General features: G+C 33.4%; 26 protein-coding genes. 1 reads left to right on the plus strand and 25 read right to left on the minus strand.

Features of this window, described 5'->3' with window-relative positions; all coding sequences use genetic code 11:
- Nucleotides 1-10: 10 nt before the first annotated feature.
- The 19 genes from wecB to galU all read right to left on the minus strand — a co-directional run bounded on the left by wecB (nucleotide 11) and on the right by galU (nucleotide 19,481).
- The gene (gene wecB / locus WKH56_RS12485; protein ID WP_342836055.1) at nucleotides 11-1,135 is read right to left on the minus strand and encodes a non-hydrolyzing UDP-N-acetylglucosamine 2-epimerase; all 1,125 of its coding nucleotides are present in this window, start codon (nucleotides 1,133-1,135) and stop codon (nucleotides 11-13) included.
- Between the two features lie 60 nt (nucleotides 1,136-1,195).
- Nucleotides 1,196-1,366 carry a hypothetical protein gene (locus WKH56_RS12490; RefSeq protein WP_157876213.1) on the minus strand — a complete coding sequence of 57 codons (171 nt, stop codon included), beginning with the start codon at nucleotides 1,364-1,366 and terminating at the stop codon, nucleotides 1,196-1,198.
- Between the two features lie 20 nt (nucleotides 1,367-1,386).
- Entirely contained in the window at nucleotides 1,387-2,154 is a 768-nt protein-coding gene (locus WKH56_RS12495; protein WP_342835671.1) for a tyrosine-protein phosphatase, read from the minus strand.
- Nucleotides 2,155-2,547: 393 nt separating this feature from the next.
- Entirely contained in the window at nucleotides 2,548-3,258 is a 711-nt protein-coding gene (locus WKH56_RS12500) for a CpsD/CapB family tyrosine-protein kinase (RefSeq protein WP_342835672.1), read from the minus strand.
- Entirely contained in the window at nucleotides 3,248-4,000 is a 753-nt protein-coding gene (locus WKH56_RS12505) for a YveK family protein (RefSeq protein ID WP_342835673.1), read from the minus strand. The genes WKH56_RS12500 and WKH56_RS12505 overlap by 11 nt, the downstream gene beginning before the upstream one ends.
- A 203-nt stretch (nucleotides 4,001-4,203) precedes the next feature.
- On the minus strand, nucleotides 4,204-5,214 hold the full coding sequence (manA, locus tag WKH56_RS12510) for a mannose-6-phosphate isomerase, class I (RefSeq protein ID WP_342835674.1): 1,011 nt from the start codon (nucleotides 5,212-5,214) through the stop codon (nucleotides 4,204-4,206).
- A 17-nt stretch (nucleotides 5,215-5,231) separates the two neighbouring features.
- Nucleotides 5,232-6,314, minus strand: coding sequence for a glycosyltransferase (locus WKH56_RS12515; RefSeq protein WP_342835676.1), 1,083 nt, complete (start codon nucleotides 6,312-6,314; stop codon nucleotides 5,232-5,234).
- 67 nt (nucleotides 6,315-6,381) lie between these two features.
- The gene (locus WKH56_RS12520) at nucleotides 6,382-7,770 is read right to left on the minus strand and encodes a sugar phosphate nucleotidyltransferase (RefSeq protein ID WP_342835678.1); all 1,389 of its coding nucleotides are present in this window, start codon (nucleotides 7,768-7,770) and stop codon (nucleotides 6,382-6,384) included.
- 69 nt (nucleotides 7,771-7,839) lie between these two features.
- The gene (locus WKH56_RS12525) at nucleotides 7,840-9,252 is read right to left on the minus strand and encodes a lipopolysaccharide biosynthesis protein (protein WP_342835680.1); all 1,413 of its coding nucleotides are present in this window, start codon (nucleotides 9,250-9,252) and stop codon (nucleotides 7,840-7,842) included.
- A gap of 4 nt (nucleotides 9,253-9,256) precedes the next feature.
- Entirely contained in the window at nucleotides 9,257-10,312 is a 1,056-nt protein-coding gene (locus WKH56_RS12530; RefSeq protein WP_307596661.1) for an alcohol dehydrogenase catalytic domain-containing protein, read from the minus strand.
- Entirely contained in the window at nucleotides 10,312-11,025 is a 714-nt protein-coding gene (locus WKH56_RS12535; protein WP_342835683.1) for an IspD/TarI family cytidylyltransferase, read from the minus strand. The genes WKH56_RS12530 and WKH56_RS12535 overlap by 1 nt, the downstream gene beginning before the upstream one ends.
- 82 nt (nucleotides 11,026-11,107) lie before the next feature.
- Complete coding sequence (locus WKH56_RS12540; protein ID WP_342835685.1) at nucleotides 11,108-11,899, minus strand: WecB/TagA/CpsF family glycosyltransferase; 792 nt, start codon at nucleotides 11,897-11,899, stop codon at nucleotides 11,108-11,110.
- Complete coding sequence (locus tag WKH56_RS12545; RefSeq protein ID WP_342835686.1) at nucleotides 11,877-13,067, minus strand: glycosyltransferase family 4 protein; 1,191 nt, start codon at nucleotides 13,065-13,067, stop codon at nucleotides 11,877-11,879. The genes WKH56_RS12540 and WKH56_RS12545 overlap by 23 nt, the downstream gene beginning before the upstream one ends.
- Before the next feature lie 54 nt (nucleotides 13,068-13,121).
- Nucleotides 13,122-14,231 (minus strand): CDP-glycerol glycerophosphotransferase family protein, encoded by a 1,110-nt coding sequence (locus WKH56_RS12550; RefSeq protein ID WP_342835688.1) that lies wholly within the window; start codon nucleotides 14,229-14,231, stop codon nucleotides 13,122-13,124.
- Nucleotides 14,232-14,317: 86 nt separating this feature from the next.
- Nucleotides 14,318-15,781, minus strand: a complete 1,464-nt coding sequence (locus WKH56_RS12555; protein WP_342835690.1) for an O-antigen ligase family protein — start codon at nucleotides 15,779-15,781, stop codon at nucleotides 14,318-14,320.
- Entirely contained in the window at nucleotides 15,774-16,853 is a 1,080-nt protein-coding gene (gene gmd, locus WKH56_RS12560) for a GDP-mannose 4,6-dehydratase (protein ID WP_342835692.1), read from the minus strand. The genes WKH56_RS12555 and gmd overlap by 8 nt, the downstream gene beginning before the upstream one ends.
- A 59-nt stretch (nucleotides 16,854-16,912) precedes the next feature.
- Complete coding sequence (gene fcl / locus WKH56_RS12565) at nucleotides 16,913-17,854, minus strand: GDP-L-fucose synthase (protein ID WP_342835694.1); 942 nt, start codon at nucleotides 17,852-17,854, stop codon at nucleotides 16,913-16,915.
- Between the two features lie 23 nt (nucleotides 17,855-17,877).
- The gene (locus WKH56_RS12570; protein WP_342836056.1) at nucleotides 17,878-18,531 is read right to left on the minus strand and encodes a sugar transferase; all 654 of its coding nucleotides are present in this window, start codon (nucleotides 18,529-18,531) and stop codon (nucleotides 17,878-17,880) included.
- Nucleotides 18,532-18,587: 56 nt separating this feature from the next.
- Nucleotides 18,588-19,481 (minus strand): UTP--glucose-1-phosphate uridylyltransferase GalU, encoded by an 894-nt coding sequence (gene galU / locus WKH56_RS12575; RefSeq protein ID WP_342835696.1) that lies wholly within the window; start codon nucleotides 19,479-19,481, stop codon nucleotides 18,588-18,590.
- 764 nt (nucleotides 19,482-20,245) lie between these two features.
- Here galU and WKH56_RS12580 point away from each other — a divergent pair.
- Nucleotides 20,246-20,695, plus strand: a complete 450-nt coding sequence (locus tag WKH56_RS12580; protein ID WP_342835698.1) for a VanZ family protein — start codon at nucleotides 20,246-20,248, stop codon at nucleotides 20,693-20,695.
- A 165-nt stretch (nucleotides 20,696-20,860) separates the two neighbouring features.
- Here the strand turns inward: WKH56_RS12580 and WKH56_RS12585 are convergent, their stop codons facing one another.
- The 6 genes from WKH56_RS12585 to WKH56_RS12610 form a co-directional block, all read right to left on the minus strand.
- Nucleotides 20,861-21,295 (minus strand): VanZ family protein, encoded by a 435-nt coding sequence (locus WKH56_RS12585; protein ID WP_342835700.1) that lies wholly within the window; start codon nucleotides 21,293-21,295, stop codon nucleotides 20,861-20,863.
- A gap of 631 nt (nucleotides 21,296-21,926) precedes the next feature.
- Complete coding sequence (locus WKH56_RS12590) at nucleotides 21,927-22,313, minus strand: hypothetical protein (protein WP_342835702.1); 387 nt, start codon at nucleotides 22,311-22,313, stop codon at nucleotides 21,927-21,929.
- 28 nt (nucleotides 22,314-22,341) lie between these two features.
- Nucleotides 22,342-23,301, minus strand: a complete 960-nt coding sequence (tagH, locus tag WKH56_RS12595) for a teichoic acids export ABC transporter ATP-binding subunit TagH (protein ID WP_342835704.1) — start codon at nucleotides 23,299-23,301, stop codon at nucleotides 22,342-22,344.
- Nucleotides 23,302-23,317: 16 nt separating this feature from the next.
- Entirely contained in the window at nucleotides 23,318-24,121 is an 804-nt protein-coding gene (locus tag WKH56_RS12600) for an ABC transporter permease (RefSeq protein ID WP_034653780.1), read from the minus strand.
- Nucleotides 24,118-25,395, minus strand: coding sequence for a nucleotide sugar dehydrogenase (locus WKH56_RS12605; protein ID WP_263034467.1), 1,278 nt, complete (start codon nucleotides 25,393-25,395; stop codon nucleotides 24,118-24,120). The genes WKH56_RS12600 and WKH56_RS12605 overlap by 4 nt, the downstream gene beginning before the upstream one ends.
- Nucleotides 25,396-25,436: 41 nt before the next feature.
- Nucleotides 25,437-26,450 carry an accessory Sec system protein Asp2 gene (locus WKH56_RS12610; protein WP_342835707.1) on the minus strand — a complete coding sequence of 338 codons (1,014 nt, stop codon included), beginning with the start codon at nucleotides 26,448-26,450 and terminating at the stop codon, nucleotides 25,437-25,439.

Here is a 26,450-nt window from a genome sequence, read left to right on the forward strand (position 1 = left end):
CATCTACTAATTACTTATTTTGAGCACTAAGATATTCGCTAATCGCATCGGCAATACGTTTTGAAGCAAGACCGTCACCATATGGATTCGATGCTTTAGACATACGTGCATATTCGTCTTCGTTTGTTAAAAGCTCTTTAGCAAGTGAATAAATGGTTTCTTCTTCTACACCTGCAAGCTTTAACGTTCCAGCTTCAATACCTTCAGGACGTTCGGTTGTATCACGAAGTACTAATACCGGTACACCTAATGAAGGAGCTTCTTCTTGCACGCCGCCTGAATCCGTCAAAATGATATGAGCACGTGAAGCGAAATTATGGAAGTCTACTACTTCTAGAGGTTCAATTAATTGAATGCGAGGATCATTTCCTAACACTTCGTCTGCCAATTCACGAACAACAGGATTTAAATGTACAGGATAGACAACTTGTACATCATCATGTTCCTCTACAATTCGCTTGATCGCACGGAACATATTACGCATTGGTTCACCAAGATTTTCACGACGGTGAGCCGTTAACAAAATTAAACGGTCATTTCCTACACGATCTAATACAGGGTGAGAATATTCTTCTAACACGGTTGTTTTTAATGCATCAATTGCCGTGTTTCCTGTAATAAACAACGTATCTTCTTTTTTGTTTTCCTGCAACAAGTTATGAGCAGACTTTGTAGTAGGAGCAAAATGAAGATCCGCTAATACTCCTGTTAACTGGCGGTTCATTTCTTCCGGGTACGGAGAGTATTTATTCCATGTACGAAGACCTGCTTCTACATGACCCACTTTAATTTGATTATAAAAAGCCGCAAGACCTGCGATGAAGGTTGTTGTTGTATCACCGTGAACAAGTACGATGTCAGGCTGAACTTCTTTCATGACTTGATCTAGTCCTTGAAGTCCGCGTGTTGTTACATCCATCAGCGTTTGACGGTCTTTCATAATGTTTAAGTCGTGATCTGGTGTAATATCAAACACACGCAGCACTTGGTCTAGCATTTCACGGTGCTGAGCTGTTACTGTTACAATAGATTCGAATTCTTCTGAACGTTTGTTTAATTCTAGTACAAGGGGAGCCATTTTAATGGCTTCTGGACGTGTTCCAAAAATCGTCATTACTTTAATACGCTGTTGCAATGCAGTCACCTAGTTTCATTAAATTATGTATAAAAGCACTAGTATTTTTAATAGAAAATACTAGTCTCTTTTTTTATAAAGTTCTTGTTCTTTCTGCTGAATGGCATGTGCTAAATGTTTCTTTAAAATCAGCAGCTGATCGTAAGATGCATCTTGGTAAATATACCGCACAGCCTTTTTTACACTCTTAGGTAAATGATCAAATTCTTTCATAATTTCTATACTGCTCAATAGCTTCTACCCTCTAGGCATTAAAAAATACCTAGAAACTTTTTTCGCATAATTTTTTCTGGAGATTCCTTGTAACACTGTGTACCGCCGATAACGCACTGAGCGTTTTCTAGAAACATATAATAATAGTCTCTTCCATGTTCACTCTCAATCACATCAATCGCCTCTTGCATATGAAAAGAGCGGTGTTGGAGGTTATGGGCGTCTGAGGAAACAAAATGCACGAGGTTGGCGTCTATTAACTGGTGAGAAAATTTCTTTATTTTCTTTCCAAAGTGTCCAACCAAGCTAGAAGCTGTAACTTGAGCTAATGCTCCTTTATTAATAAAGTTATAGAGAAGATCAGGGTCTTCTAACAACCGACTGTTTCGTTCTGGATGGACAATAATAGGGATGATTCCCTGTGATTGAATATCAAACAGCAGCCGCTCCGCGTAGCGAGGGACTTGACTCGAAGGAAATTCAACAAACAAGTATTTTCCCGTATTATTTAAAGTGAGAATTTTATCTTGATGATAGTCGTCTAAGATTTCACCGTAAATACGGTTTTCTTGACCAGGTAAAATGGTTAATGGCACTCCTTCACGAACTAATAAACTATTTAATTGTTCAACACTCTGTAAAATAGCTTCTTTTTCATTGAGATATCTGCCATTCTGATGATGAGGCGTCGCAACAATAGCCGTAATGCCTTCTGAGACAGCTCGCTTTGCCATTTCAATACTCATCTCACTACTTGCAGCACCGTCATCGACATTAGGCAAAATGTGACAATGTAAGTCAATCATCTACCCTCACCCCTATCCTTCTTAAGACCTAATTAAAGCAATACTTATGTTAGCATATTACAACATGTATTTCTATGTCTTTTTTTGTCGAAACATCTGCAAATCAATGCCCTGTAAATATTTAAGAATAGTCCGAATATATCTATTCATTTCATTCGAACTACTAAACAAGCCCTAAAAAGAGCTGTTCATCAAGAAAAACCTACTTTTTAGCTATCTTGTAAGTACATGAATAAACAGCAAAATTTTACTAATTACTTTTAAATACTTCAACCATGAAAAATCTCACATTTTAAACTTTTTATAACAATAGTCATAATTTCTTATATGTTTCTTCTATGAAAATACGCCAAAAAGCCTCCTCGCTAGCACATGCTAGCGAGGAGGTTTTAATTAATTAGTGCCATAATAATAATAGTAGTTACCTTCTTCTACTCTGCGGTTATTTAACACAACCCCAAGCAATTTGCCTTTTGCGTTGCTTAACAGCTCTTTCGATTTTAACGCAGCGTCTTTCTCTGTTTTACCGCTGCTGACTACTAAAATCGTGCCGTCTACTTGATTCGCTAAAATCTGCGCATCAGCTACAGCTAAAATTGGCGGCGTATCAAAAATGATCATATCAAACTGTTCCTTCATTTCTTTTAACAACTCAGCCATCTGAGCAGATGCTAACAGTTCAGATGGATTCGGCGGAATCGGACCGCTTGTTAGGACAGAAAGATGAGGGATTTCTGATTCTTGAATCGCTTGCGCTAACGTAGATTGACGTGTCAATACATTCGTAAGACCAATATGGTTTTCTAATCGGAACGTATAATGACCCGTTGGTTTACGTAAATCAGCATCAATTAGTAATACCTTTAAACCTTGCTGTGCGTAAACCGTTGCTAGATTAGAAGCTGTTGTAGACTTTCCTTCTTCCGCACCGCTTGATGTGACAACAATCGTCTTAATATCTTGATCGACGTTTGAAAACTGGATATTTGTACGAATCGTACGGTACTGTTCTGCTACAGGATCTTTTGGACTGTTATGAGCAAGCAAACGTCTTTTTAAAGTCAGCATCTTATCATTTTTTTGAGCTTTGTTTTTACGAGCCATACGTTTCACCTCTTTGCGGTACGCGAGCAGCTACATCTGGTCTCGATACGTTTGTTGGCTTGGGCACATCTTTAATATTCGTGACGACTCCAATCACAGGAAGTTCTAGAATATTTTCAATGTCTTGCTCGGTTTTTAACGTGTTGTCTAAGTATTCCAGTAAAAATGACAACCCAATACCTACCATTAAACCGACGACTACTGCAATCGCAATATTTAAAAGCGGCTGAGGTTTAACTGGACTTGCACTTTCGCCAACCGTTGCTTTCGACAGCACTTTCACATTGTCTACATTCATAAGCTTAGGCACTTGTTTTTGGAAAACAGAAGCCGTTGTATTCGCAATCTGAGTTGCACGTTTTACACTTGTATCTTGTACGACAATCTGTGCTACCTGCGAGTTCTGTGCGCTTGTCACTTGAATTTGACCGCTTAGGGACTCTGCGGATTTATCAAGTTTTAACTCTTTGACTACTTTGTCTAAGATAGCTGGACTTGTAATAATGTCATTGTACGTGTTGATAAGTTGCACATTTGTTTGAACAGCTTGATTACTATATAACTGTTGATCATTTTTAGCTTGATTGACTAAAATTTGTGTCTTTGATTCGTAAACAGGCGTTAGCACAAAAAAGCTGATCACTCCACTTACGGTTGCAGCGATAATTGTAATCAGTACAATAAGCCAAAGACGCTTACGAAGCACTGCAAACAACTCTCGCAAACTAATTGTCTCTTCCATAGTTGACCTCCGAACTTAGTAACTTCTAAAAATTCAATATACTGTTCATTATAGTTGACAAAAGATTCTTTTACTATATTCTTTTGTAAATTAAATGAAATATTGACAGTTCTTATTTTTTATTTCTATCTTTATATCGACATAGCATGTAAAATTTTTATACTTTTCATGATAAATGACCTATTATATTCTTACACAGTCCGTTAGATCCTCGCCATATCTCTCGAAACATTTGCGTCTTCATACATACGCTGACTCTTCTCATTTGGATGAGAAGCAATAACTTCGATCTTACCAGTCAAAGTAAATGCTTCAATCGAATTTGGCAAAATAAAATGGTCTCCTTTTTGCAGCGGAAATTCTCCTTCTTCTGTCCAAAGAATTCCGTTTCCTTCAATGACACTTCCTAACGTAAAATGGTGATTTTGAACGAACTCAAGTGAAGACTGTATGTCCCATTTATAGACAGAAAAATAATCTTCTTCTAAAAAAGTAGTGATGGTGCCGCCTTTTTCTTGAATACTAATAGGCTCTATATGTGATGCAGTGTGAGGAATAGTTGTCACATCAATCGCTTTTTCTAAGTGAAGTTCTCGCAGCTTGCCTTCTTGTCCAAGGCGGTTGTAATCATATACCCGATACGTCGTATCTGAGCTTTGCTGCGTTTCAAGAACGAGAGTTCCTTCACAAAGAGCATGCAGCGTACCGCTTGGAACATAGAAAAAATCACCGGGCTTGATTTTTACACGCTGCAATAAATCATTCCAGTGACCTTCGTTTACTAACTGCATAAATTCCTCTTTACTATGTGCACGGTGACCAAAAATCATCGTCGCACCTTCTTTACAGTCTAAGATGTACCAGCATTCTGTTTTCCCGAGCTCACCATTTTCGAACTCCTGCGCATACTCATCACCTGGATGCACTTGAATGGACAAATCATCATTGGCATCTAAAATTTTTGTTAAAAGGGGGAATCTTGGACTGTTAAAATGCCCAAATATCTCTGGATGCTCATCCCAAAGCTCACCTAGCATTTTGCCGGCATAATGACCTTCACGAACTGTATTGGGACCGTTTGGATGAGCAGAAATAGCCCAGCACTCGCCTGTTTGAGCAGAAGGTATACGATACCCGTACTGACTCTCCAACTCCGTTCCACCCCAGATACGTTCTTGAAATACAGGCGCTAAAAAAATGGGTGCTTTTTTCATCGTTTTGAATGAACTCCTTATTTACCGTTTATTTTTTTATTGATTTCTTTGGCGATATGTACCGCTTCATTTTCATAGCGATTGAGTTGCTGCCGCCTGCATGTTTCAATGAGCGAAGGAGTTACTACTAAGCTTTCTAACTCTTTCCACTCTATTAAGTCGCATAGCTGGTGACGAACTAAATAATCAATCGTATGACGATCTTCTTTCATGCTGCTGCGATTTGTAATCAATAGCGGCACCCCAGCGCAAACCGCTTCACTGATCGTTCCCCAGCCTGCTTTTGTTAAAACAAGATCAGCTGCAGCTACATAGTGCTGCGTTTCTGTTTCATCTTGAGGAATTTTATATACATTGGGATGAGTAACATTAACATTCGGTGAAACGATAAACTTGCAGTTTGAGCTTTGCCAAATAGACAGGTCGGACAACGTTCCAATATCTACTTTCATCCCCAGACCGAAGTAGATGATGTGACTCTCACCTGCAGGATCAATCTCTTTACGAATACGCTGTACTTCAGAATCGTTTATTTCTCTTGAATAAAAACCAAAGCGTTGATTTTCTTTGATACCCCAATGTGGCTCATCACTGCATGCTAGCGAAAACTGATACGTCATCTGTTTATAACGTTTTTCTAAAAATTCCAACGATAGCTCTCCAATTAACCCTTCGTATGCTGTAAACCAAGTGAAATTTGATATTCCTAAAGAAGGCAGGTTTAATAGATAAGCACCCGCGATCCCTAACGGAGAAATATCTGAAATCACAAATGAAACATTGGCTACTTTCATAAAGTGCTTTTCATACATAAGCTTTGTATGAAAGCTTGAGACGTAAGAAGCAACTTTATGGTTTAACAAATCAGCGTCTGGTTCTAGAGAATTTTCTTTTAGGACGTAGCCCACATCCGTTAAAATCTCTCGAAACCTTACACGATGTTCATATTTAAAAGATTGTCTAAGAAACTCAATCGCAAATGAATGACAAATAATGATTTCTATCTCTTCATTTTGCTTTAATAATTCACGAATAATGGCCGTGCTTCTAGTCGCATGACCATATCCGTAGTCTGAAATATAATAGGCAATTGTTTTCAACCAGAAGCACCTCCTTATTAGTTACATAAAAAAATAGAAGCTTTGACTATATCTAAGCTTCTACCTTTTATAAAATCACCTGCGGTCTTGATGATTGGAATTGTTTAATCACATCGTTCCATTCATAGATAAGGCGAATACTATCTTCATTTGAAATGACTTTTCCCGTTTGGACTTCAATAAATTCAAGGTCGGTTAATGCATGAATTCCATGCTTTTTGCCAGCCGGCAAGTGAATAATGTCTCCTGCTTTTACGCGACGGATGTAATCATCAAGCGCAAGCTCTCCTTCTCCACGTACAATCGTCCATACTTCATCACGCAAGTTATGATAGTGATACGTCGAGTTCTTTCCTTTCGAAATATGAATACGTTTTGTCACCATTTCAGTTTCTTCATCATACTTCGCATAATCTAACACGCGGGACCAGCCCCAAAGGCGCTCTTCATACATTGGAGGATAGTTCCAGTCGCCAATAATTTCTTTAATCTTAGGACTAGATGCTTTATCCGCCACTAAAATTCCGTCTGGACTAGCCGCAACGACTACATCTTTCACGCCTAACACCGTAACCGGAATATCTAATTCATTTACTAAATGCGTATTAGCTGAGTCATCCGTTAATACACCTTTTCCAATTTGAGATGTTGCCATTTCTTCTGTTAACGTATTCCACGTACCAAGATCTTTCCAATAGCCATCATACGGAAGCGCGACAATATGACTTGCCTTTTCCACCACTTCATAATCAAAACTAATTTTAGGTAACGTTGTATATTCTTTGTGCAGCGTTTCAAATTGAAGCGGAAGTTTTTTCTCTTGTAAAATTTGAAGCAAATAACCTAAACGAAATGCAAAAACGCCGCAGTTCCAAAGCGCACGCTGATTAATTAATCCCACCGCTGCTTCTTCACTCGGCTTTTCTGTAAAACAATTCACTGTAAAATAACTGTCCCCCTGTACTTTTCCTTCCGGCACGATATATCCGTATTTAGATGAAGGATACGTAGGGTTCACACCCATTAACGCTAAATCAGCTTTTGAATCACGAAGCACACTTTCTAAATCTTTGACTCGTTCAAAAAAACCGTCTTCAACGTACGGATCAACTGGCAGTACCACAACGATTTCATCTTCAGATGCTTGCTCCTCAGAATGAAGATAAGAAGCAGCTAAAGCAATTGCCGGAAACGTATCGCGGCGCTCAGGCTCGATAATCAGTGGAATATTTGTTCCGACCTGACCTCGAATCATATCACGCTGAAGCTTAGAAGTAGCTATAACCGTTGACTCATTTAACCCAACTGCTTCAATTTGATTCCAGACGCGCTGAACCATCGATTCTTTCTGTCCATCTCGTCCTTCTAATACTTTTAAAAACTGCTTCGAACGCGTATCGTTTGATAATGGCCACAGACGCTTACCAGATCCACCCGATAATAATACAAGCTTCATTTATACTTCCTCCGTTCAAGTAAAATTTCACTAAATCGTATTCCCTTATCTAAATATTCCTGCAATTGCTCACTCTACTTTCATTTTTAACGCTAGTTTCAAATTTAATAAAATTCCCTGAAATTCTTTTTTATATAAAAAGAATGTAATAACTAAATTTATAGAAACCCCTATCATTATAAGTCCCAAAGGGTAAATCTCTATCAAATTGAGGGTAAAAAAGCTAATTAAATTTAGCAATATATAAGTATACTCCTTAAAATTCCCTCTTAACTCTTTAAAATGATAAGAAGAAATAATATACCAAATAATAAATGAAATTAAAGTCCCTAAAGCAATTACGTAAACTGATTTATAAATATATATAAGTAAAAGATTTATAAAACTTGATAAGATCAGCATACAAGAAACTGTTATAAAAAATTCCTTCAAGCGTTTTTGGGCCTTATAAAGATTAGAATATAAAACATTAATAACTCCCATGAAAGGTAGCGTCATGAATAAGATAGAAATATAAGAGAGAGAATGTATATATTTAGGAAGATAAATTCCAATAATTAATTCCATTAAAAAATATACATTAAGAAATAAAAATGAAAATATTAGTAGATATATTTTTAATTTGCTATTTTTAATATTGGTATCTTGCAAATTTTTATCAGCTCTTGCTAAAAAAGAATAAGAAAAATTAGTGAGAGATGAAATCAAGACTAAAAATAAACTTAAAATTGAAACTGCAAATGAATAATATGCGAATTCAGCTGTTGAAAAATACATCTTCACCAACCATCGATCTATAGAATAAAATAAAGTATTAATTACATTAGCAATCATTACAGTAATACCAATCGTAATTATGCTCTTAATTTCAAAATAAGATTGTTTATATTGAGTTTTTCTTTCTTGTTTATTCTTGTGATCCTTGATAACAAGGTAAAAATTCAAAAGAATTGCTATAAAAAATAAACCTATTAACTGCATCACTATTAAAGAATCTGTTTTTTTGAAACTTAAGATCAAAAAAAGCACTATTGGTAAAAGATTTAGAAGTGATTGTAATCCCTGTAAAATAGAATATTTTCCAAATTCACCTGTTGCACGATACAATAGTTTATAAAAGTGAATGAGATTAAAAGGAAGAATATATAAAGAAAAATATACTAGTAACCTATTATTATTTATTAATGAAAATAATAGTAACCCTATTGTAAATATGCTTACTATAATCATTAAAATCTTATAGTATGAAGATATTTGACTCTTATTTAGACTGCTAAATTTCTCTCCGCCAAATTTAATATATATCCCGTCTGAGAAGCCCAAATGAAACATACCTGCATAAGTAATAAATAAGCTAAACGTTCTGTAATAAGCATATTCTTCAACACTAACTACTTTGGGAAGAAAAAATACACTTAATAAACCTGTGAGTAAAGTAAATATATCTACAAACAGTACTTTAAATAATTGTCTAGTAACCATGCATTTAGAACTCCCATTTAATAACTGTTTTACCATATATTTTTGATTTATCGTATTCAAAAGCCTTTACTATATCTGCAATGTTACGAACAGTGGTAACATTTGAAACTAATAAGCTCAAATAATCTTCTAAATTATGCCTTTTGAAAAGCTCTATGGTTTCAACAAAGTCTATTTTTCCACTTCTGCTATTTCCTTGTAACAAAATGCCTTTCTCCAATACCATTCTTGTATTTATATTAGCTAGCTCTTCCGCTACTCCCAAGAGGCTTATTGTTCCACCAGGATTAATAGTTTCTATTATTTGATTGATTGCATCTTGACTACCACGTCCTCCTACACATTCGAAAGCATGATCAACTCCGTCAAAAGAGTTTTTTATATCATCTATTTGATAGACTTCATGAGCAAATGTAAATAATTTCAATTTTTCTTCATGTTTTCCATATACTATTATTTTAGAATTGGGCAAAGTGAATTTTAATAATAAGGCAGTTAAAAAACCTAAGCTTCCATCTCCCCATACACCAATTCTTTCTTTATAATTATTAGAAAAATATTTAAACCGTCTAATCGCGTGAGTCCCTATCGTAAATAACTCCGTAAAAGCAGCAATTTCATCTGAAAAATTATCCGGTAGCTTTACAACCATTTCTCTAGGCTGAAAAACCAATTCCTGCATAAATCCATCATATCCGCTAGATCTAAACTTCCCATCTCTACAGTAATTCTCTCCAATTTTTTCATTCAGCACACTTTTAGACTTAGTTTTTCCGAATAAATACCCTGGTAAGGTGGGGATTAAAACTACTCTGTCGCCTACTTTAAACTCTTTTTTAGGATCATATACAACTTCCCCTATTGATTCATGGATTAAGGACATTGGGAGCTTCTGTTTTAATGTTTTCTTATCTCTTAAACCATTATAATACCTCTGATCAGCTTGACATATAGACATATAGGTAGGTCGAACTATTAAAAAATCTTTATTAAGATTTTGTTGTATATAAAAAGATTCAAACCTCTTAGGATTAGTTAAACGTATGACTTGATTAATCATTAGGGCTTGTCCTTTCTTAGCATCGCATTAGCGATTACTAAGTCGGTCGGAGTAGTTAGTTTAATATTACTATCATCACCGAATGCTATATAAACATCCTTCTCTAATAACAAAAACAATTTAGCCGCATCTGTAGTAAGCTCAATAGTTTCCTTATCTAAATTATTGTAACAGTACAATAATTCTTCTATATTGAAGGTTTGAGGAGTTTGCCCTTGATACACTTCTTTTCTAGGAGGAATAGAGGATAATTTATTTCCATCTACTGAATGCACAATAGTATCTGTAGCTGGTATTACTGTATCTACAGCATGGTAAATTTTACATTTTTCTATATTTTCCTTAATGATTCTGTAGCTAACAAAGGGCCTTACAGCATCATGAGTAATAATGATGTCTTCTTTACCTATGTTGTAATTTGATTTTATAAAATTTAAACCATTGAGAATCGATTCGTGCCTTGTTCCGCCCCCTTCTGTGACTACTATCCAATCATCTTCTCCCCACTTTTTTTTAATTATATCTGTCGTATACGTAATCCACTCTTTAGGACAAGTTATAATTAACCTTTTAACCTCATTTTTAAACAACCCGAATTTTTCAATAGTATGAATAATAACTGGCTCTCCCTGTAAATCAAGAAACTGCTTAGGCAAATCAGTATTGCCCATTCGAGTTCCCTTACCACCCGCTAAAATTAAACCATAATTCATAAACATTTCTCTCCTTTCATAAAATACAACTAATAAACTAAGAGTCACAAAACAAAAACAGTAGTTTAAAAACTACTGTTTTTTATTTCACACAATTTTTAGTTAGAGTATATTTTTTATTTTTTCTATAAGTTTTTAAAAATCTATATATATATATTGGATTATTATAAGCATACCTTTTCCATAACCTTTTAGGTTCTGAGACCAATCTAAACAACCATTCTAATCCCATTTTTTGGAGGAAAATTGGAGGTCTTTTAATTTCGCCAATTATAAAACCAAAAGCTGCTCCCACACCTATCATAATACCTTTAATAGAGTCTTTATTGTTATTCATCCAAATTTCCTGTTTTGGGCAACCTAAGCTTACAAATACTAAATCAGGATTCGTTTCGTTAACCTTTCGAGCAATTTCTTCTTCTTCACACTCTTCTAAATTTCTAAAAGGAGGAGAATATTTCCCTACAATGTTAACATTTTTATATTTTTCTTTTAGTACCCGCTCTAACTTGTCCAAAGTATCATTAGTTCCACCATATAGAAAAATTCTATATCCTTTTTGAGAAGACAATTCGCATAATTTTAACATTAAATTAGGCCCATCAACTCTATCTTGATTTTTATAACCATAAAGTCTAAGAGCCCAAACTAATGGAGTACCATCCGGGGTGCAGATTCCTGCATTATCTAAAGATTCTTTAAAAAGAGCATTTTGACTTGCCGTGACTGCTGAATGAGTATTGCATATACAAATATAATCATTTTTCTTTTTAGAAATCCATTTTTCAACAATACCGACTGTTTCACTAAAGTTTAATGCAGTAATGTTAGAAGAAATAACCTTTCCAAAATTAAACTGCTGAGATTTGTCCATTCTTTTTCTCCTCAATCACTTCGTTATAAATAAGCATTATTTTTTTAAAGTTTATCTCTTCACTATATCTTTCTTTATAATTTGACAGAACGTTTTCCTTCATCTGATCGTGTAGTTCATAATCTAGAGCTCTTTCAAGGACTTGGTGGAGGTTATCAATATCCCTATAATTGAAATGAAAACCTGTTTCTCCATTAATCACAACTTCTTTTAAGGAACCTATATTACTACTAATAACTGGAGTTCCTACTGAATAAGCTTCCACAATGGTCATGGGGAAACCCTCATACCAGATAGAAGGAACTATAAGATATTTTGCCTCTTTCATATATATTATTACTTCATCACTATTTTTCTTTCCAAGAAAAACTATATTCTCAGAATCATATAGTTTTTCTAAACGATTTTTTTCTGGACCTTCTCCAATTATTAGTAGCTTAGAATTCTTCTTTTTGCTAACTAAATTCCACGCTTCTAATAAATCTTGTATTCCTTTTTCTGGAGAAAGTCTTCCTACAAATATTAGATTATTTGAATTTCCACTAAGTTTCAAAACTTGATTCGAATTTTCCTGAAGAAAGTTACCTTTAACAGTGATTTTTTGTTCTGGAATTCCAGAAGAGACAAATTTATTTTTGGAAAATTTCGTAAGAGCTATATAACGATCAACTTTGTTTTTCCAAGTGCCCAACATCTTATTAATTCCAATCATTGAAACCACAGGAACTGTCTGAATTTTGGAACCTCTATAACAACCGTACTTTACAGAATTAAATAGAGAAGCACTTAAACATTTTTCACATATTTTATCTTCCTTTAAAAAAGTGGCAGCCGGACAAATTAACCTGTAGTTATGAAGAGTTTGAACTACAGGGATATTTAATTTATTACAAGCATAATAAATGGACGGCGATAATAGAGGAAAAAAATTATGAGAATGGACTATATCTGGTTTTTGTTTTATTAAATAATTTTTAAATCTTTTATACTCTTTGTAAGACCAAACAGTCTCTAATCCCGTTTTTAATTTTTCAAAAGTGCCATATTCCTTTATAACATCATTATGAATAGAATATAAATCTACTTCAATTCCATTTTTTTTTAAAAGATTCATTTCTTGATCAACAACTTTATCTTCTCCGCCGCTTTGTTGATAATAGTTATGCACAAATAAGACTTTAATTTTAATCCCTCTTCCTTATATAGTTCCATTGAATACAGACTAAATTTTATTAAATTCATTTTCTATGAACTGACTAATTCTCTCTGTTGACTTATCATCTGTATAGTTGTGAAAAAAGTGTTTGGACTTGTCCAAATCATAATTACAAAAATCTTGTTCAGTAATTTTTAATAAATCTGATAAATCTTCAATCTTAGGTCCTGGAGTATGAATATTATTACTATAATCAATCACTAGACCTCTATACTTGGAATATTCGTTTAAATCTGGAACATAAAAAATAATAGGCTTATTAATCAATAAGTAGTCGACAAATATAGAACTATAATCTGTAATTAGATAATCTGAAAATAGCATTAGAGGTCTAACGTCATGATATTCATCAAATCCAGCATACTTAATGTTGTTAAATTTATCTAATTTGTGTTTGATATTCTTAGAATAATAATGTGGTCTGAACAGTATAGTTTTACCCTGCTCACCTAATTTCTCATCTATATCATTAAAGCTTTTTAATATTGACTCTAGATAAATTTCATTTCGTATATTATCGTCTCTATGTGTAGGTGAAAATAATATTACCTTTTTTTCTTTTTTATCTATATTAAATACCTTTTCAAGTTCTTTTAACAAACTAATGTCTTTTTGATTTCTAACTAAATAATCATTTCTAGGAGATCCTAGGGGCACAAAGGTTGGCTTGCTCTCTCCTAGCAAATCCTTATGATTTAAATAATAAGTGCTATCAAAATCACTTAAACAAATAATGTATTTTAAACTTTTTAAAGTATTTCTATAATTACCCATTGCCTTTTTATTTGTTATTTCATTATGTCCAGGTGTACTTTTTGTACCCCACCCATGATTTAAAAAAATTATGTTTTTTGATATAAATCTTTGATAGAACCCTGGACTTCCAGAAACGACTATAGTTTTTTTTGTAATCAGATAAGTTATGAATTTAAGTAATCCTATCTTTCTTATTTTTCTTATCTTATCTTTATACCTATAGTATTTCGAATGGTAGAATAATGATGGATTAGAATCTAGATAGATTAATTGTTCCTTTTTCAATTCGCGATTGTGCAATTTTTCATAGATATGTCGAGAATTATTGAGATTTTCAAATAAAATAATTGATTTTTTCATTAAGTATCCACCTATTTTATAGCATTTAATTTTCCCTAAAGAAATAAGTATTTTGAAAAATAATATAATACATATATTAACTATCTTTATTCTTTTGCTGTCTCTATAGTTCCTTTATACAATATAGCTAATAAACAAAAAAAGGGAACTTCGTTATAAGGTAATTCAAAATAAGGTTCCACAAGAGAATTAAAGAAACCCATTATTACTAAAGCCAATAATAACAGACCATAATTATTATTTTTTATTTTACTTAAACCGACTTTGATTGTACACAATATTAAAGTTAACCATGTCATTAACCCAAAAATACCCATTCGTGCATATATAGACAGCATACTATTATGAGGTTCCCTTACTAAGAAACCCTGCGGGTCATAAAATTCAATTAAAGGAATACCGAATCCTCTACCTAGAAAAAAAGAGCGTATATTAAAACTATTATCTAAAACACTTTTATACCATGTCTTTCTTTGATCCACACCACTAGACATCGATTGGATATCTCCACCACCAAACATGCTTAGAAACATATGGCTAAGAAAGTTGAAATCTATTATTCCTCTGCGAGATTCAATTTTCACTTTAAGAAGTAATAATACATATAATGAAATAAGTAAGATTATTAAATAATTAATTAAATAAAAAGCGTATTTCTTCTTATTTATTAGTAAAAATAATAAAATAAAAAATAAATATGTTAAGATTGTTATTCTCGAAGTAGTTATAAAAATTAGAGCTGAAGAAAGAATATTTTGAAAGTGTAATATTAATACAATGGCATTGTTACCTTTATTATTTTTATTTGATATAATCGTCATATTTACAATTATCAGAAACAATAGCCAAAAATGGGTAGAATTAAAATTCCCTAATAGGTAAATGGTCTTTTGGAATCCCTCATAAACAGGAGATATATTAAGCAACAAATCTTTTTTCAAATAGAAAAAGGAGTAGAAAAACAATATATTCAAGGTAATTAATAAAAACTTCAGCAAGTATTTATCTACTTTCTCCTTGTTTAGACCGTACATCTCATTTATCACTACTATAAAATAAAGTATTTCGATATGGCTTGTTGCATCTCTAAAAGCTATTTGCCCATATTTATGAAAATCAGCTGGTATCTTAAATAAAAAGCCCATAAAAATCAATACTATGGGTACAATCACAAATTTATAATTTATTTGTGGTTTAAATCCTTTTACAATTTGTTTTAATAGTCTAATTAAACCTATTAGCAGTACAACTTCAGCGATAGGAATTAATATACCACCAACATTAACCCCTACGTTCGTAACACCATAATTAAGGATTATATAAAGAAAGATCATAAGAAACAAAAGAGCTTTATATAACTTATCATTTACAATAATAAAGATTCCCAAAACTCCAATAATGAAACCGAAATAAATTTTATAATTTATTGTGCCAAATACACACAATAAGACCATTAGCGAACAGACTAAGCCTATAATTTTCTTTTCATAATTTAAATTTTTAATTAACAAACCTTGATATCCCTCACTTAAAGCTACTTTATTAATCAAACATTTGTTTTATATTCTTCTCTTCACTAGTCTTTTTCAAATCTTCCTCAATCATTATACGAACTAAATCTTCAAACGAAGTTTTAGTTGGATTCCAACCCAATAATGTCTTCGCCTTAGTCGGATCACCCAACAATTGATCTACTTCTGCAGGACGGAAGAACTTCGGATCGATTTCTACAATCACTTCACCCGTTGCTTTGTTTGTTCCTTTTTCTTCTAAGCCTTCACCGCTCCATTCAATTTCGATGCCAGTGTGCTTGAAAGCAAGCTGTACAAATTCACGCACTGAGTGCATCTCACCTGTTGCAATAACAAAATCTTCCGGCTTATCATGCTGAAGAATTAACCACATGCATTCTACATAGTCTTTTGCATAACCCCAGTCGCGTAGAGAATCTAAGTTTCCTAGTGTTAATTTTTGTTGTTTACCTTGTGCAATACGTGAAGCAGCAAGCGTGATTTTACGCGTTACAAACGTTTCACCGCGGCGCTCTGACTCATGGTTAAATAAAATACCATTTACTGCAAACATATTATAAGATTCACGGTAGTTCTTTGTAATCCAGAAGCCGTAAATTTTTGCTACACCGTATGGAGAACGTGGGTAGAAAGGTGTGGTTTCTTTTTGCGGTACTTCTTGTACTTTACCGTACAGTTCAGATGTAGAAGCCTGATACACTCGTGTTTTATCTGTTAACCCCAAAATACGAACAGCTTCAAGAATGTTTAACGTACCTTTTGCATCAACATCTAATGTATATCCAGGCATATCAAAAGACACGCGTACATGTGACTGTGCTGCTAGATTATAAATTTCATCTGGCTGAATTTCACCAATGATACGCGTAACGTTTAGTGCGTCCGTTACGTCACCGTAGTGAAGATGGAAGTTTGAGTTGTTTAATAATGCGCTTGCTGCTTCTTCTGTTAAAAGATCTTCTAAACGCTCTTGGTTATAAGAAGAGCTGCGGCGAATTAATCCGTGAACTTCATAACCTTTTTCTAGTAAAAATTCTGCTAAATATGATCCGTCTTGTCCTGTTACACCTGTAATTAATGCTGTTTTCATCGTATCCTCCATATATATCAACTGTTATTTTAGTATTTAGTTTAATTGAAAGTAGTTAATTATTTTGCTGCAGCTAGTTCGTTATCTAAAAACCATTGATACGCTTTTTGAAGACCGTCTTCTAAAGCTGTTTCTGCTTTCCATCCAAGACCGTTCAGTTTTGTTACATCTACTAGTTTACGAGGCGTTCCGTCTGGTTTTGACGTATCAAATTGAATATCTCCTTCATAACCTACAACTGCTTTTACTTTTTCGCCAAGCTCTTTAATCGTAATATCTTCTCCCACACCAATATTTACAATTTCGTTTCCTCCGTATGTATTCATTAAGAATACGCACGCATCTGCTAGGTCATCTGAATATAAAAATTCACGTTTTGGTGTGCCTGTTCCCCACATTTCAACGAACGGTGCATTGCTTTCTTTCGCCTCGTGGAATTTACGAAGCAGTGCAGGAAGAACGTGTGATGTATGAAGATCAAAGTTGTCATTTGGACCGTAAAGGTTAGTCGGCATTGCTGAGATATATTTTGTTCCGTATTGGCGGTTATACGATTCACACATTTTGATTCCGGCAATTTTAGCAATCGCATACGGTTCATTTGTTGGTTCAAGCGCACCTGTTAGTAAGTACTTTTCTTTTAACGGCTGAGGCGCTAATTTTGGATAAATACATGTACTTCCTAGGAATAATAGTTTCTCTACACCATGGCGATACGCTGCATCAATGATATTTGATTGAATCAATAAGTTATCATGAATAAATTCCGCTGGATATTCATTGTTTGCCACAATACCGCCTACTTTAGCGGCTGCTAAGAACACAAATTCTGGCTTTTCTTCAGCAAAAAATGCATCTACTTGCGGCTTGTCTCGTAAATCTAGCTCAGCGCTTGTGCGATATACTAGATTACTATAGCCTTTTTCTTGCAGTTTTCTTACGATAGCTGAACCAACAAGTCCTCTGTGGCCAGCTACATAAATTTTTGAATTTTTGTTCATTTTAAGACACCAGCTTTCTTTGGTTAATAAGCATTTTTCGAGCCAAACAGCATAAAAATAGTTCGGCATATAATTTTAATATCTGCCGTTAAGGAACGTGTTGTTATGTATGTTAAATCTAATTCGACCATTTCTTCGAACCCTACGTTGCTTCTTCCGCTTACTTGCCATAGTCCTGTACAGCCAGGAGTGACAAGCAATCTTTGCATTTGATATTCTGTATACTCGGTTACTTCTCTTACAAGCGGCGGCCGTGGACCTACTAGACTCATATCTCCTTTTAAGACGTTGATTAACTGAGGAAGTTCATCAATACTTGTTTTTCGGATGAATCTCCCTATCTTCGTAATACGCGGATCGTTTTTCATTTTAAACATCGCGCCCGTAGCTTCATTTTTTTCAAGTAGTTCAGCTAATTTTGCTTCGGCATCTGAAACCATGGAACGAAATTTATACATATTAAATTCTTCACCATTTTTCCCCACTCTTTTTTGAGAGAAGAAAATTGAACCTTTAGGGTCTTCGAGCTTTATTAAAAGACCGACAATAAGAAAAACAACAAACAAAACAAGTAAACCAAAGATTGCTCCTGCTACATCTATACATCTCTTAGTCAAAAGGTAACCAGCTTGATTATTAGGCTGAACGTTCTTTTGTACAACTTGTGTTTGTTGAATAGGAGTTTCCGTTTTAGGTTCAGCAATTGATGGCAACGCAAATCACTCCTTCTATTCTACTCTATTTCTACTGGTTTTTTCGTTTCTTTTTTTAATAAATCTTCCATAACTGTTAATAAATTATTTCGTAAGTCCTCATGTTGAAGAGCAAATTCAATGGTTGTCTGAATAAATCCTAGCTTTTCTCCTACATCATAGCGCTTGCCTTCAAAGTCATACGCGAATACTCGTTGAAATTCATTTAACTTTTGGATAGCATCTGTTAATTGAATTTCACCGCCCGCTCCCACTTCTTGTTCTTCCAAAAATTTAAAGATTTCAGGAGTGAAGACGTAGCGCCCCATGATTGCTAGATTCGAAGGAGCTGTTCCTGCGACTGGCTTTTCTACAAATGTATTCACTTGATGACGGCGGCCGTCGTTTGATATTGGATCTACGATGCCGTAGCGATGCGTTTGGTTATCAGGAACCGTTTGCACGCCTATTACCGACGAAAGCGTTTGTTCATACTCATTCATCAACTGACGAAGACAAGGTGTTTCCGCTTGGACAATATCATCGCCTAACAATACGGCAAATGGCTCTTCGCCGATAAAGTTACGAGCACACCATACGGCGTGTCCTAATCCTTTTGGTTCTTTTTGACGAATGTAGTGAATCTCAACATTTGAGGATTGACGCACTTTTTCTAAAATATCAAATTTTTCTTTTTCGACTAAATTATTTTCAAGTTCTGGAGCATAATCAAAATGATCTTCAATTGCGCGTTTTCCTTTGCCTGTTACGATGATGATGTCTTCAATACCCGATTGAACCGCTTCTTCGACGATATATTGAATAGTTGGTTTATCAACGATTGGAAGCATTTCTTTTGGCATTGCTTTTGTTGCGGGCAAAAACCGTGTGCCGAGTCCAGCAGCTGGAATAATAGCTTTTTTAATTTTTTTCATCTTCATTCACTCCTTGTTTCTTCCTATTTATATATACTTTTTGTAAGCACTTACGAACAAGCTGTAGCTGCAGCACATTCGTAAATGCTTATAAATTAAGAGGGGCATTTAACCCCACCTCACGCCACACTCCTGACAACAAACGTGTCTAAGGTAATTTACTACCCACAGTGCAGCCGAGTGCCTCCTTTGATAGTGGTTGAGGAGACATCACCATACATATTGCGCTTTATATGACTATTTTTGAATATTAATCCTTCATTAGATAAAAATTAAAAACTTGTCTTTAATTTCAACAAGTTTCTAAGAATTCGATGCATTTATTTTTAAAATTTTATGGTTCTTTTACCTTATCCATTTGCAATTTATTCTTTAATAATTTAATATAATCCCTCTGACCCACAACTTACGACCCTATTAAACTTAACAAAAAATTAACGTAGAATTAATATTATCATAAAAACAGGAAAATAGGGATGATATTTTTTGTCGAATTTTGCGATATAACAAGGTTTTTGAATGAAAAGATAATATTTTCGCTTCAAAAGACCTTTTCATGTCGTTAAATGTTGATAGTCTTAACTTTTTCTATATTTAGTAAGTTGTTAGAACTTATGTCACATGAAGCGGAAACAATAGATATTTCTATATGAAAATATCTTAATGTATTATTCAAAGAGAAAGACGTTTAGGGATATTTCTTGCATTTTCACTTCTTTTCTCTTACGATATGAAGATAAATCTAAATAAAAGGGATTTTTTGTATGATATTAAAAAGAATTTGTGTTGTTGCAATGATACTTGCTATTTCTCATTTTTCCCACACGCCTCATCTTCAAGTGACGGATCCAAACTCTTGGAGCAATGCTTCAGTCTGGAATCATAAAGCTACTCTTTGGTCCGTGTTACATCCTGGCAGTGAATTTTATACGTCTTATACATACGGCTTTAATTTAGAATTTATCTTACGTAAAATTGCTCATATCTCTTTCTTCGGCTTGTTAGCCCTATTAATTTACTGGAATTTGAAAAAAAGTTCTTGGAGATATGTAAAAGCATGGTTTTTACTCGCTTGTTTTGCTTTTTTAGACGAACTACATCAAGCTTTTATTATTGGGCGTGACGGGCGAATTATCGATGTGGCTATCGATTCATTTGGTGGGGCACTGTTTTTACTTTTACTCTACAGATACAAAAAGATCTCTAGAAATTAGAGATCTTTTTTACATATATACTCATGATAGCTTTATTCGATGGCTTCTTTTCTTAAACCTTTATTTCCCTCACAGAACTATATAGTAAAAAAACAATGATGGGGATAACCTACATTTATCGCGATAGGTTTTTTCTCTCTTTTACAAAACACAAGAAGGCTGTTACTAGCCTTCTTTCATGTAAATCTCTATCTGATTTAATACTTTAAATAAACTATATCCTATGCCTGTTCCTAAAGTATTTAAGAGAACATCATCAATATCTGTCCACCGATTTGGCATAAATAGTTGAACTATTTCAATGAGTGCAGAAAAGAACATTCCCACGAGGAAACTTTTTGGCAAATTATTTATTTTTTTAAACCTCATGGGTAAGAAAAAACCAAACGGTAAAAACAAAACAATATTTCCTATATTATTTAGAATAAAGTCGCTAAATGAATGATGAAATAATAAATCCCTCATTGTGTAGAATGGCACAAGATTGATACCACCTTTTCCTTCACCAATTCCTAACGAACTTTCTGGGAACATGGTTAACCTAATAACAAGCAGAATAGAAACTAAAAATAAAATATTAATAGAATTCCTCTTTAACATTAAAGACATCTCCTAGAGTTTTAAATGAAAAAAATCCATTTTATAATTCCCTATCTAAAAAATATTTTTTGTTTTCAACGAAACAAAATAAATTAAGTAGCAAAAATGATAGTACTCTTTTTTATCATAGCTATAATTATAGAATTAATTCTCTTTAATAATATTTTCTACAACCAAATATCCTTATCCTCACTAATAATCTTAGCTTGCACTCCTCAAAGTGTAAACTTAGTAGCTGCTTAACTTCTTCCATCCCTTTTTAGCATTTCTCCATATAATTTTGATAGTAAATCAGCTTTACCTTTTCATTACTAATATTATGTTCGGCAATTATTTTTCTTTCTAACTGTTTACAGCTGGCTAGCCAAGTTTGCCCATTTATTCATGTTGACTTCAACAAAAGCCTACTATCATAGATTGTACTATATGCTTCATAAAGGGTGAAATAACGATTTAATTTAAAACATAGGGGATTGTATTGTTCGACTGATAATGTTTGTTACACATGGAATAATGACGCTTGTATGTGAGAGGTGAACTTTGAGTGTTACTCTTTGACGAGAAACACCTTCGACTCTTAAATAAAAAAAGGTTATCTAAGTCATATGACTTATCGATAACCTTTTACCTCTTAATTTATAGTAACTGTGTCTGTATCTTTAGATATGCGTTTTCCCGTTTTATCTTGTACAAAGACAGTGACCTTATACTCTCCTGGCTCCTTAGCTTTGTATTTAAAACTAGTGTTAGAAGTATAATAGACTTTTTTTATAATATCTTCGCCTTTATAAACATAATAAGCATACTCTACGCCTTTTCCAGTTGCCTTCGCTTTAACTTCAAGAACATTATCTTTTCCATTTTCGATAGTAGCATTTTCAATTTTAGCATCTGATTTAGATTTATTATCTTCTACTTGAGACTTATTTTGTTTTTCAGGGGCAGCTGTATTATCTGCACTACAACCTGCAAAAATAAAGGATATTCCTAAAATAGGGATGAGCATTTTTTTATACATAATATATTTCCTCCTAAAATGTAAAGTCTTAATTAAAATAAAACATACAACTTGCTAAAATCAAAACAACACTTGCCAACGAGAATAATTGTAAGTGGAATTTTTTCCTTCCACTTTTTGCATTCTCTCTTTTTCGTCTTTTTGTTCTTTCATTTACTGGATATATAGGATATTTAGTGGACTGAGACATAGCTGTTTGCTCTTGAGATTGTTTTTCTATCATTTCTAGCCGGTAACTCTTTTTTTCATCTTCAGTCAATTTATTAAACCACTTTATATAGTTTCTATAATTATCTAAAACTACATCTGTGTCCCCAAACTCTTTAACCTCTCCAAAATGCAACCACAAGACTCTATCACAAAGGTTATCTATTTGAGATAAAGAATGACTGATAAAGAAAATAGTTTTTCCAGTTTTTTTGAATTCATTAATTTTATTGAGGCATTTATCATAGAAAGTTTGATCTCCTACAGATAAAGCTTCATCTACAACTAATATATCTGGATTAGTGTGAACTGAGATTGCAAAACCTAAGCGGGATTTCATCCCACTTGAATAGTTTTTTACGGGCTGATTAATAAACTTACCCAAATCAGCAAAATCAATTATACTAGGTTTAATTTCATTAATTTCTTCTTTGCTTAATCCAAGCATTAGGCATTTTAGTTCTATATTTTCCAAGCCTGACAATTGATTGTTTAAACCTGCAGAGATAGCAATCAATGAAGTTTCCCCTTGAATATCAATATTACCTGACGTAGGTGGTACCACCTGAGATAATAGATTTGATAGAGTCGACTTTCCAGATCCATTGATTCCTACTACACCTATTGTTTCTCCTTCGTAAACTTTAAAAGAAGCTTCTCGTAAGGCAAAAAAAGATTGTTCGTTTTTCTCACTAGAAAAAATATCTAAAAGTTTATCTGATTTTTTTTTATATAGTATATACTTTTTGCTTACTTCATCAAATTGTACCTTTAACTTCATCAAATTAACTCCTTGATTACAGGTAATCAATAAATTTATCTCTAAACTTTATATGGATAAATGAACCAATTAATAGAATTAGTAGCGTAATACTCCAAAAATATAAAGTATAAATCCAGTCTTCATAAAACCAAACATGTTCTAATAACGTATACCTAAAACCTTCCAAAATATAATATAACGGATTTAGTTTAAGGATAGTTTGAAATAAATGAGGCAGTTTAGATGTATCCCATAGTACTGGCAACAAATAAAGCATCATTCTCATTACAGATTGCAAAACTAATTGAAAATCCCTGATAATTGTAGAAATTGTAGAAAACAATAAAGTGAAAGCAAATAAAAAAACTAATAAAGAGAATATATAGTAAGGTAACTGTACTATATATATTCCTGGATTAATCCCATACACTAAAAAGATAACTCCTAATACTAGTAACATTACTATGAATTGTAGCCCATTACTAATTATTGTAATAGTTGGCAATACGCTTACAGGGAACTTCATTTTAGAAACTAAGTTAACCTTAGTGTATACACTATTTGCTCCTTGAATAATTACAGGACTTATAAAAAACCATGGTATTAACCCTACAATTAACCATGCAAAGAAGGGAACATCATCTATAGGTTGTCCCCCCCTAATTCCTAACCCAAATACTAACCAATATAAAAGAACTTGTATGGCAGGATTTAAAAACTGCCATACAGCTCCTAGATAGTGCATTTGATACTTACTTTTTATATCATAAAGAGCTAATCGAAATATTAAGTGAAGATTTGAGGATTGTTCTTGCAAAATCCTCCCTATAAAATTCATGCCATTACTTCTTTCTTCTTAAGAGATACATGTAGATTTCCATAGTTAATGTAACTAAAATTATCTGAACGATTTGTCACAATATTTTTAGTATCAAAAATTTGCTTTGTAGACATTCCATTTAGTTCATCCCAATTTAATTCTTTAAACTCATTATGATCACTTAAAATTAATACTAAATCAGAATTCTGAACAGCATCCTTAATATCACTTACAACCCACTCTTGTTCTACATGTGGATCAAATGCACGTACTTCATATTTACCTTCCGCTTTTAAAATATCATAAATTTCCATTGCTGGACTTTCACGGATATCATCCACATTTCCTTTGTATGTTAAACCAAATACTGTGATAATTTTTCCATCTACTTTTTCCATTAATTTATTAGCGTTCTCAACAACATAATGAGGCATAGATGTATTAATTGTTCTAGCTAAGTTAATAAGCTGTGCTGTTTTAGGAGCTTTGGCTACAATAAAATATGGATCAACTGCTAAACAGTGTCCTCCTACACCTGGACCTGGCGTATGAAGGTTAACACGAGGATGTTTATTAGCCATTTCTACTACTTCCAACGCATTAATTTCTAATTCGTTACAAACCTTTGCTAATTCATTGGCTAATGCAATATTTACATCACGGAATGTGTTTTCCATCAGTTTAGACATTTCTGCCGTTTTTGCATCTGTTTTAATAATTTCACCTTTGACGAATGTACTATAAACCATTGCACCGGCCTCCGTACAATTCGGTGTCATTCCACCAACAATACGGTTATTATGAACCAATTCATGAAGGATTTGTCCCGGTAGAACACGTTCTGGACAATGTACTAAGAAAATATCTTTACCTATCTCATATCCAGCAGCTTCTAATACAGGTTTTACATAATCATCCATACTTCTTGGTGCAATAGTAGACTCTACAATTAGCACGTTTCCTTTTTCTAAGTGAGGAATAACCATGTTTACAGCACTTAAAACATATGACAAATCACATGACTTATTCTCATCATTATTGTTTGGTGTTGGAACTGCTACTATAAATGCATCTGCTTTTTCAGGTTGTAAAGCTGCTTTAAATGTGCCTTTAGCAATAACTTCATTTAGAGCTTCTTGTAACCCTGGCTCTTCTAAATGAATTTTTCCATTATTAAGTGATTCAATTACTCGTGGACTAATATCTACTCCAATAACTTCTACATCATGCTTTGCAAACATAATTGAAGTCGGTAATCCAATATATCCTAATCCCACTGTACATAATTTCATAATTTCTAAAACCCTCTCTATTAAAAAATTCTTGTAAATTATTATTTAATGTTTACTGGCTCGCTCATTTGAATATACTTTCTTCCATGTTGATCCTTTACGAATACTTTGCATTTATATAAACCAGACTTATCTAAAGAATAATTTAACTTATTTGCCTTTGAATAAAAGATTTTTTCATACACTTTGTTGTCCTTATATATATAATATGCATATTGATAATTCTGATTTGGAGTATTCGTAGTTACACATTCTACTGTAAATGTGTTATTAACTACTCCTAAATTAATCCTTTTAATAGGATTTATCTCATATGAAGGTATTCCTGTGATCTCCCCTAGCTTTTCACATAAATAAGGAGGGAAAAATTGTCTTAAACCATCATGGCTCTCGTATTCTTGAATATCTAATTGGTATTTCTCATATTTGAGACTATCCAAGTATTCAATGAAAGGCATAATATGGTTAGGATAATGATGATCACCATTGCCTACATGTAAATAAATATCTGTTAAGGCATATTCTTTATCAGGAATAATACTCATCAGTAAGCTATTTAAATATTCATGATTTTCCTGGTTAAGATCTCCTGCTATATACTTTGCAATCTCAAAATTCTTGCCTTGATCGTATAAAAAATCACCTAATTTAACTTGGGGTCCACCAGCAATAGCATGTCCAAATCCATATTTCAATGCATAATATAAAGCTGCATAGCCACCTTTAGAGGAACCGACAGTTATAACATTGTTCAATTTTACCTGATATTTCGCAATAATAGACATAATTAAAGACATTACAGAAGTTTCGATAGAAAAATCTTTTTTATGACCTAAATAATAAGCTCCTTGTTCTCCGTAATTATCTAAAATAAATAATTTATGGCAATTCAGATTTTCTAAAGTTGAAATGTAATTATAAGCAAAAGTTCCAGGAGGATTGACAGCTGAAAACACAATTATTAGGTGGTCTTTTACTTCACCCTCTTCAAAATAATATGTTACGTCTTGAATAGACCTAAATACCTTCTCATTTTCTAAAATTTTATCTTTCAT

This window comes from Priestia sp. SB1, assembly GCF_038898415.1.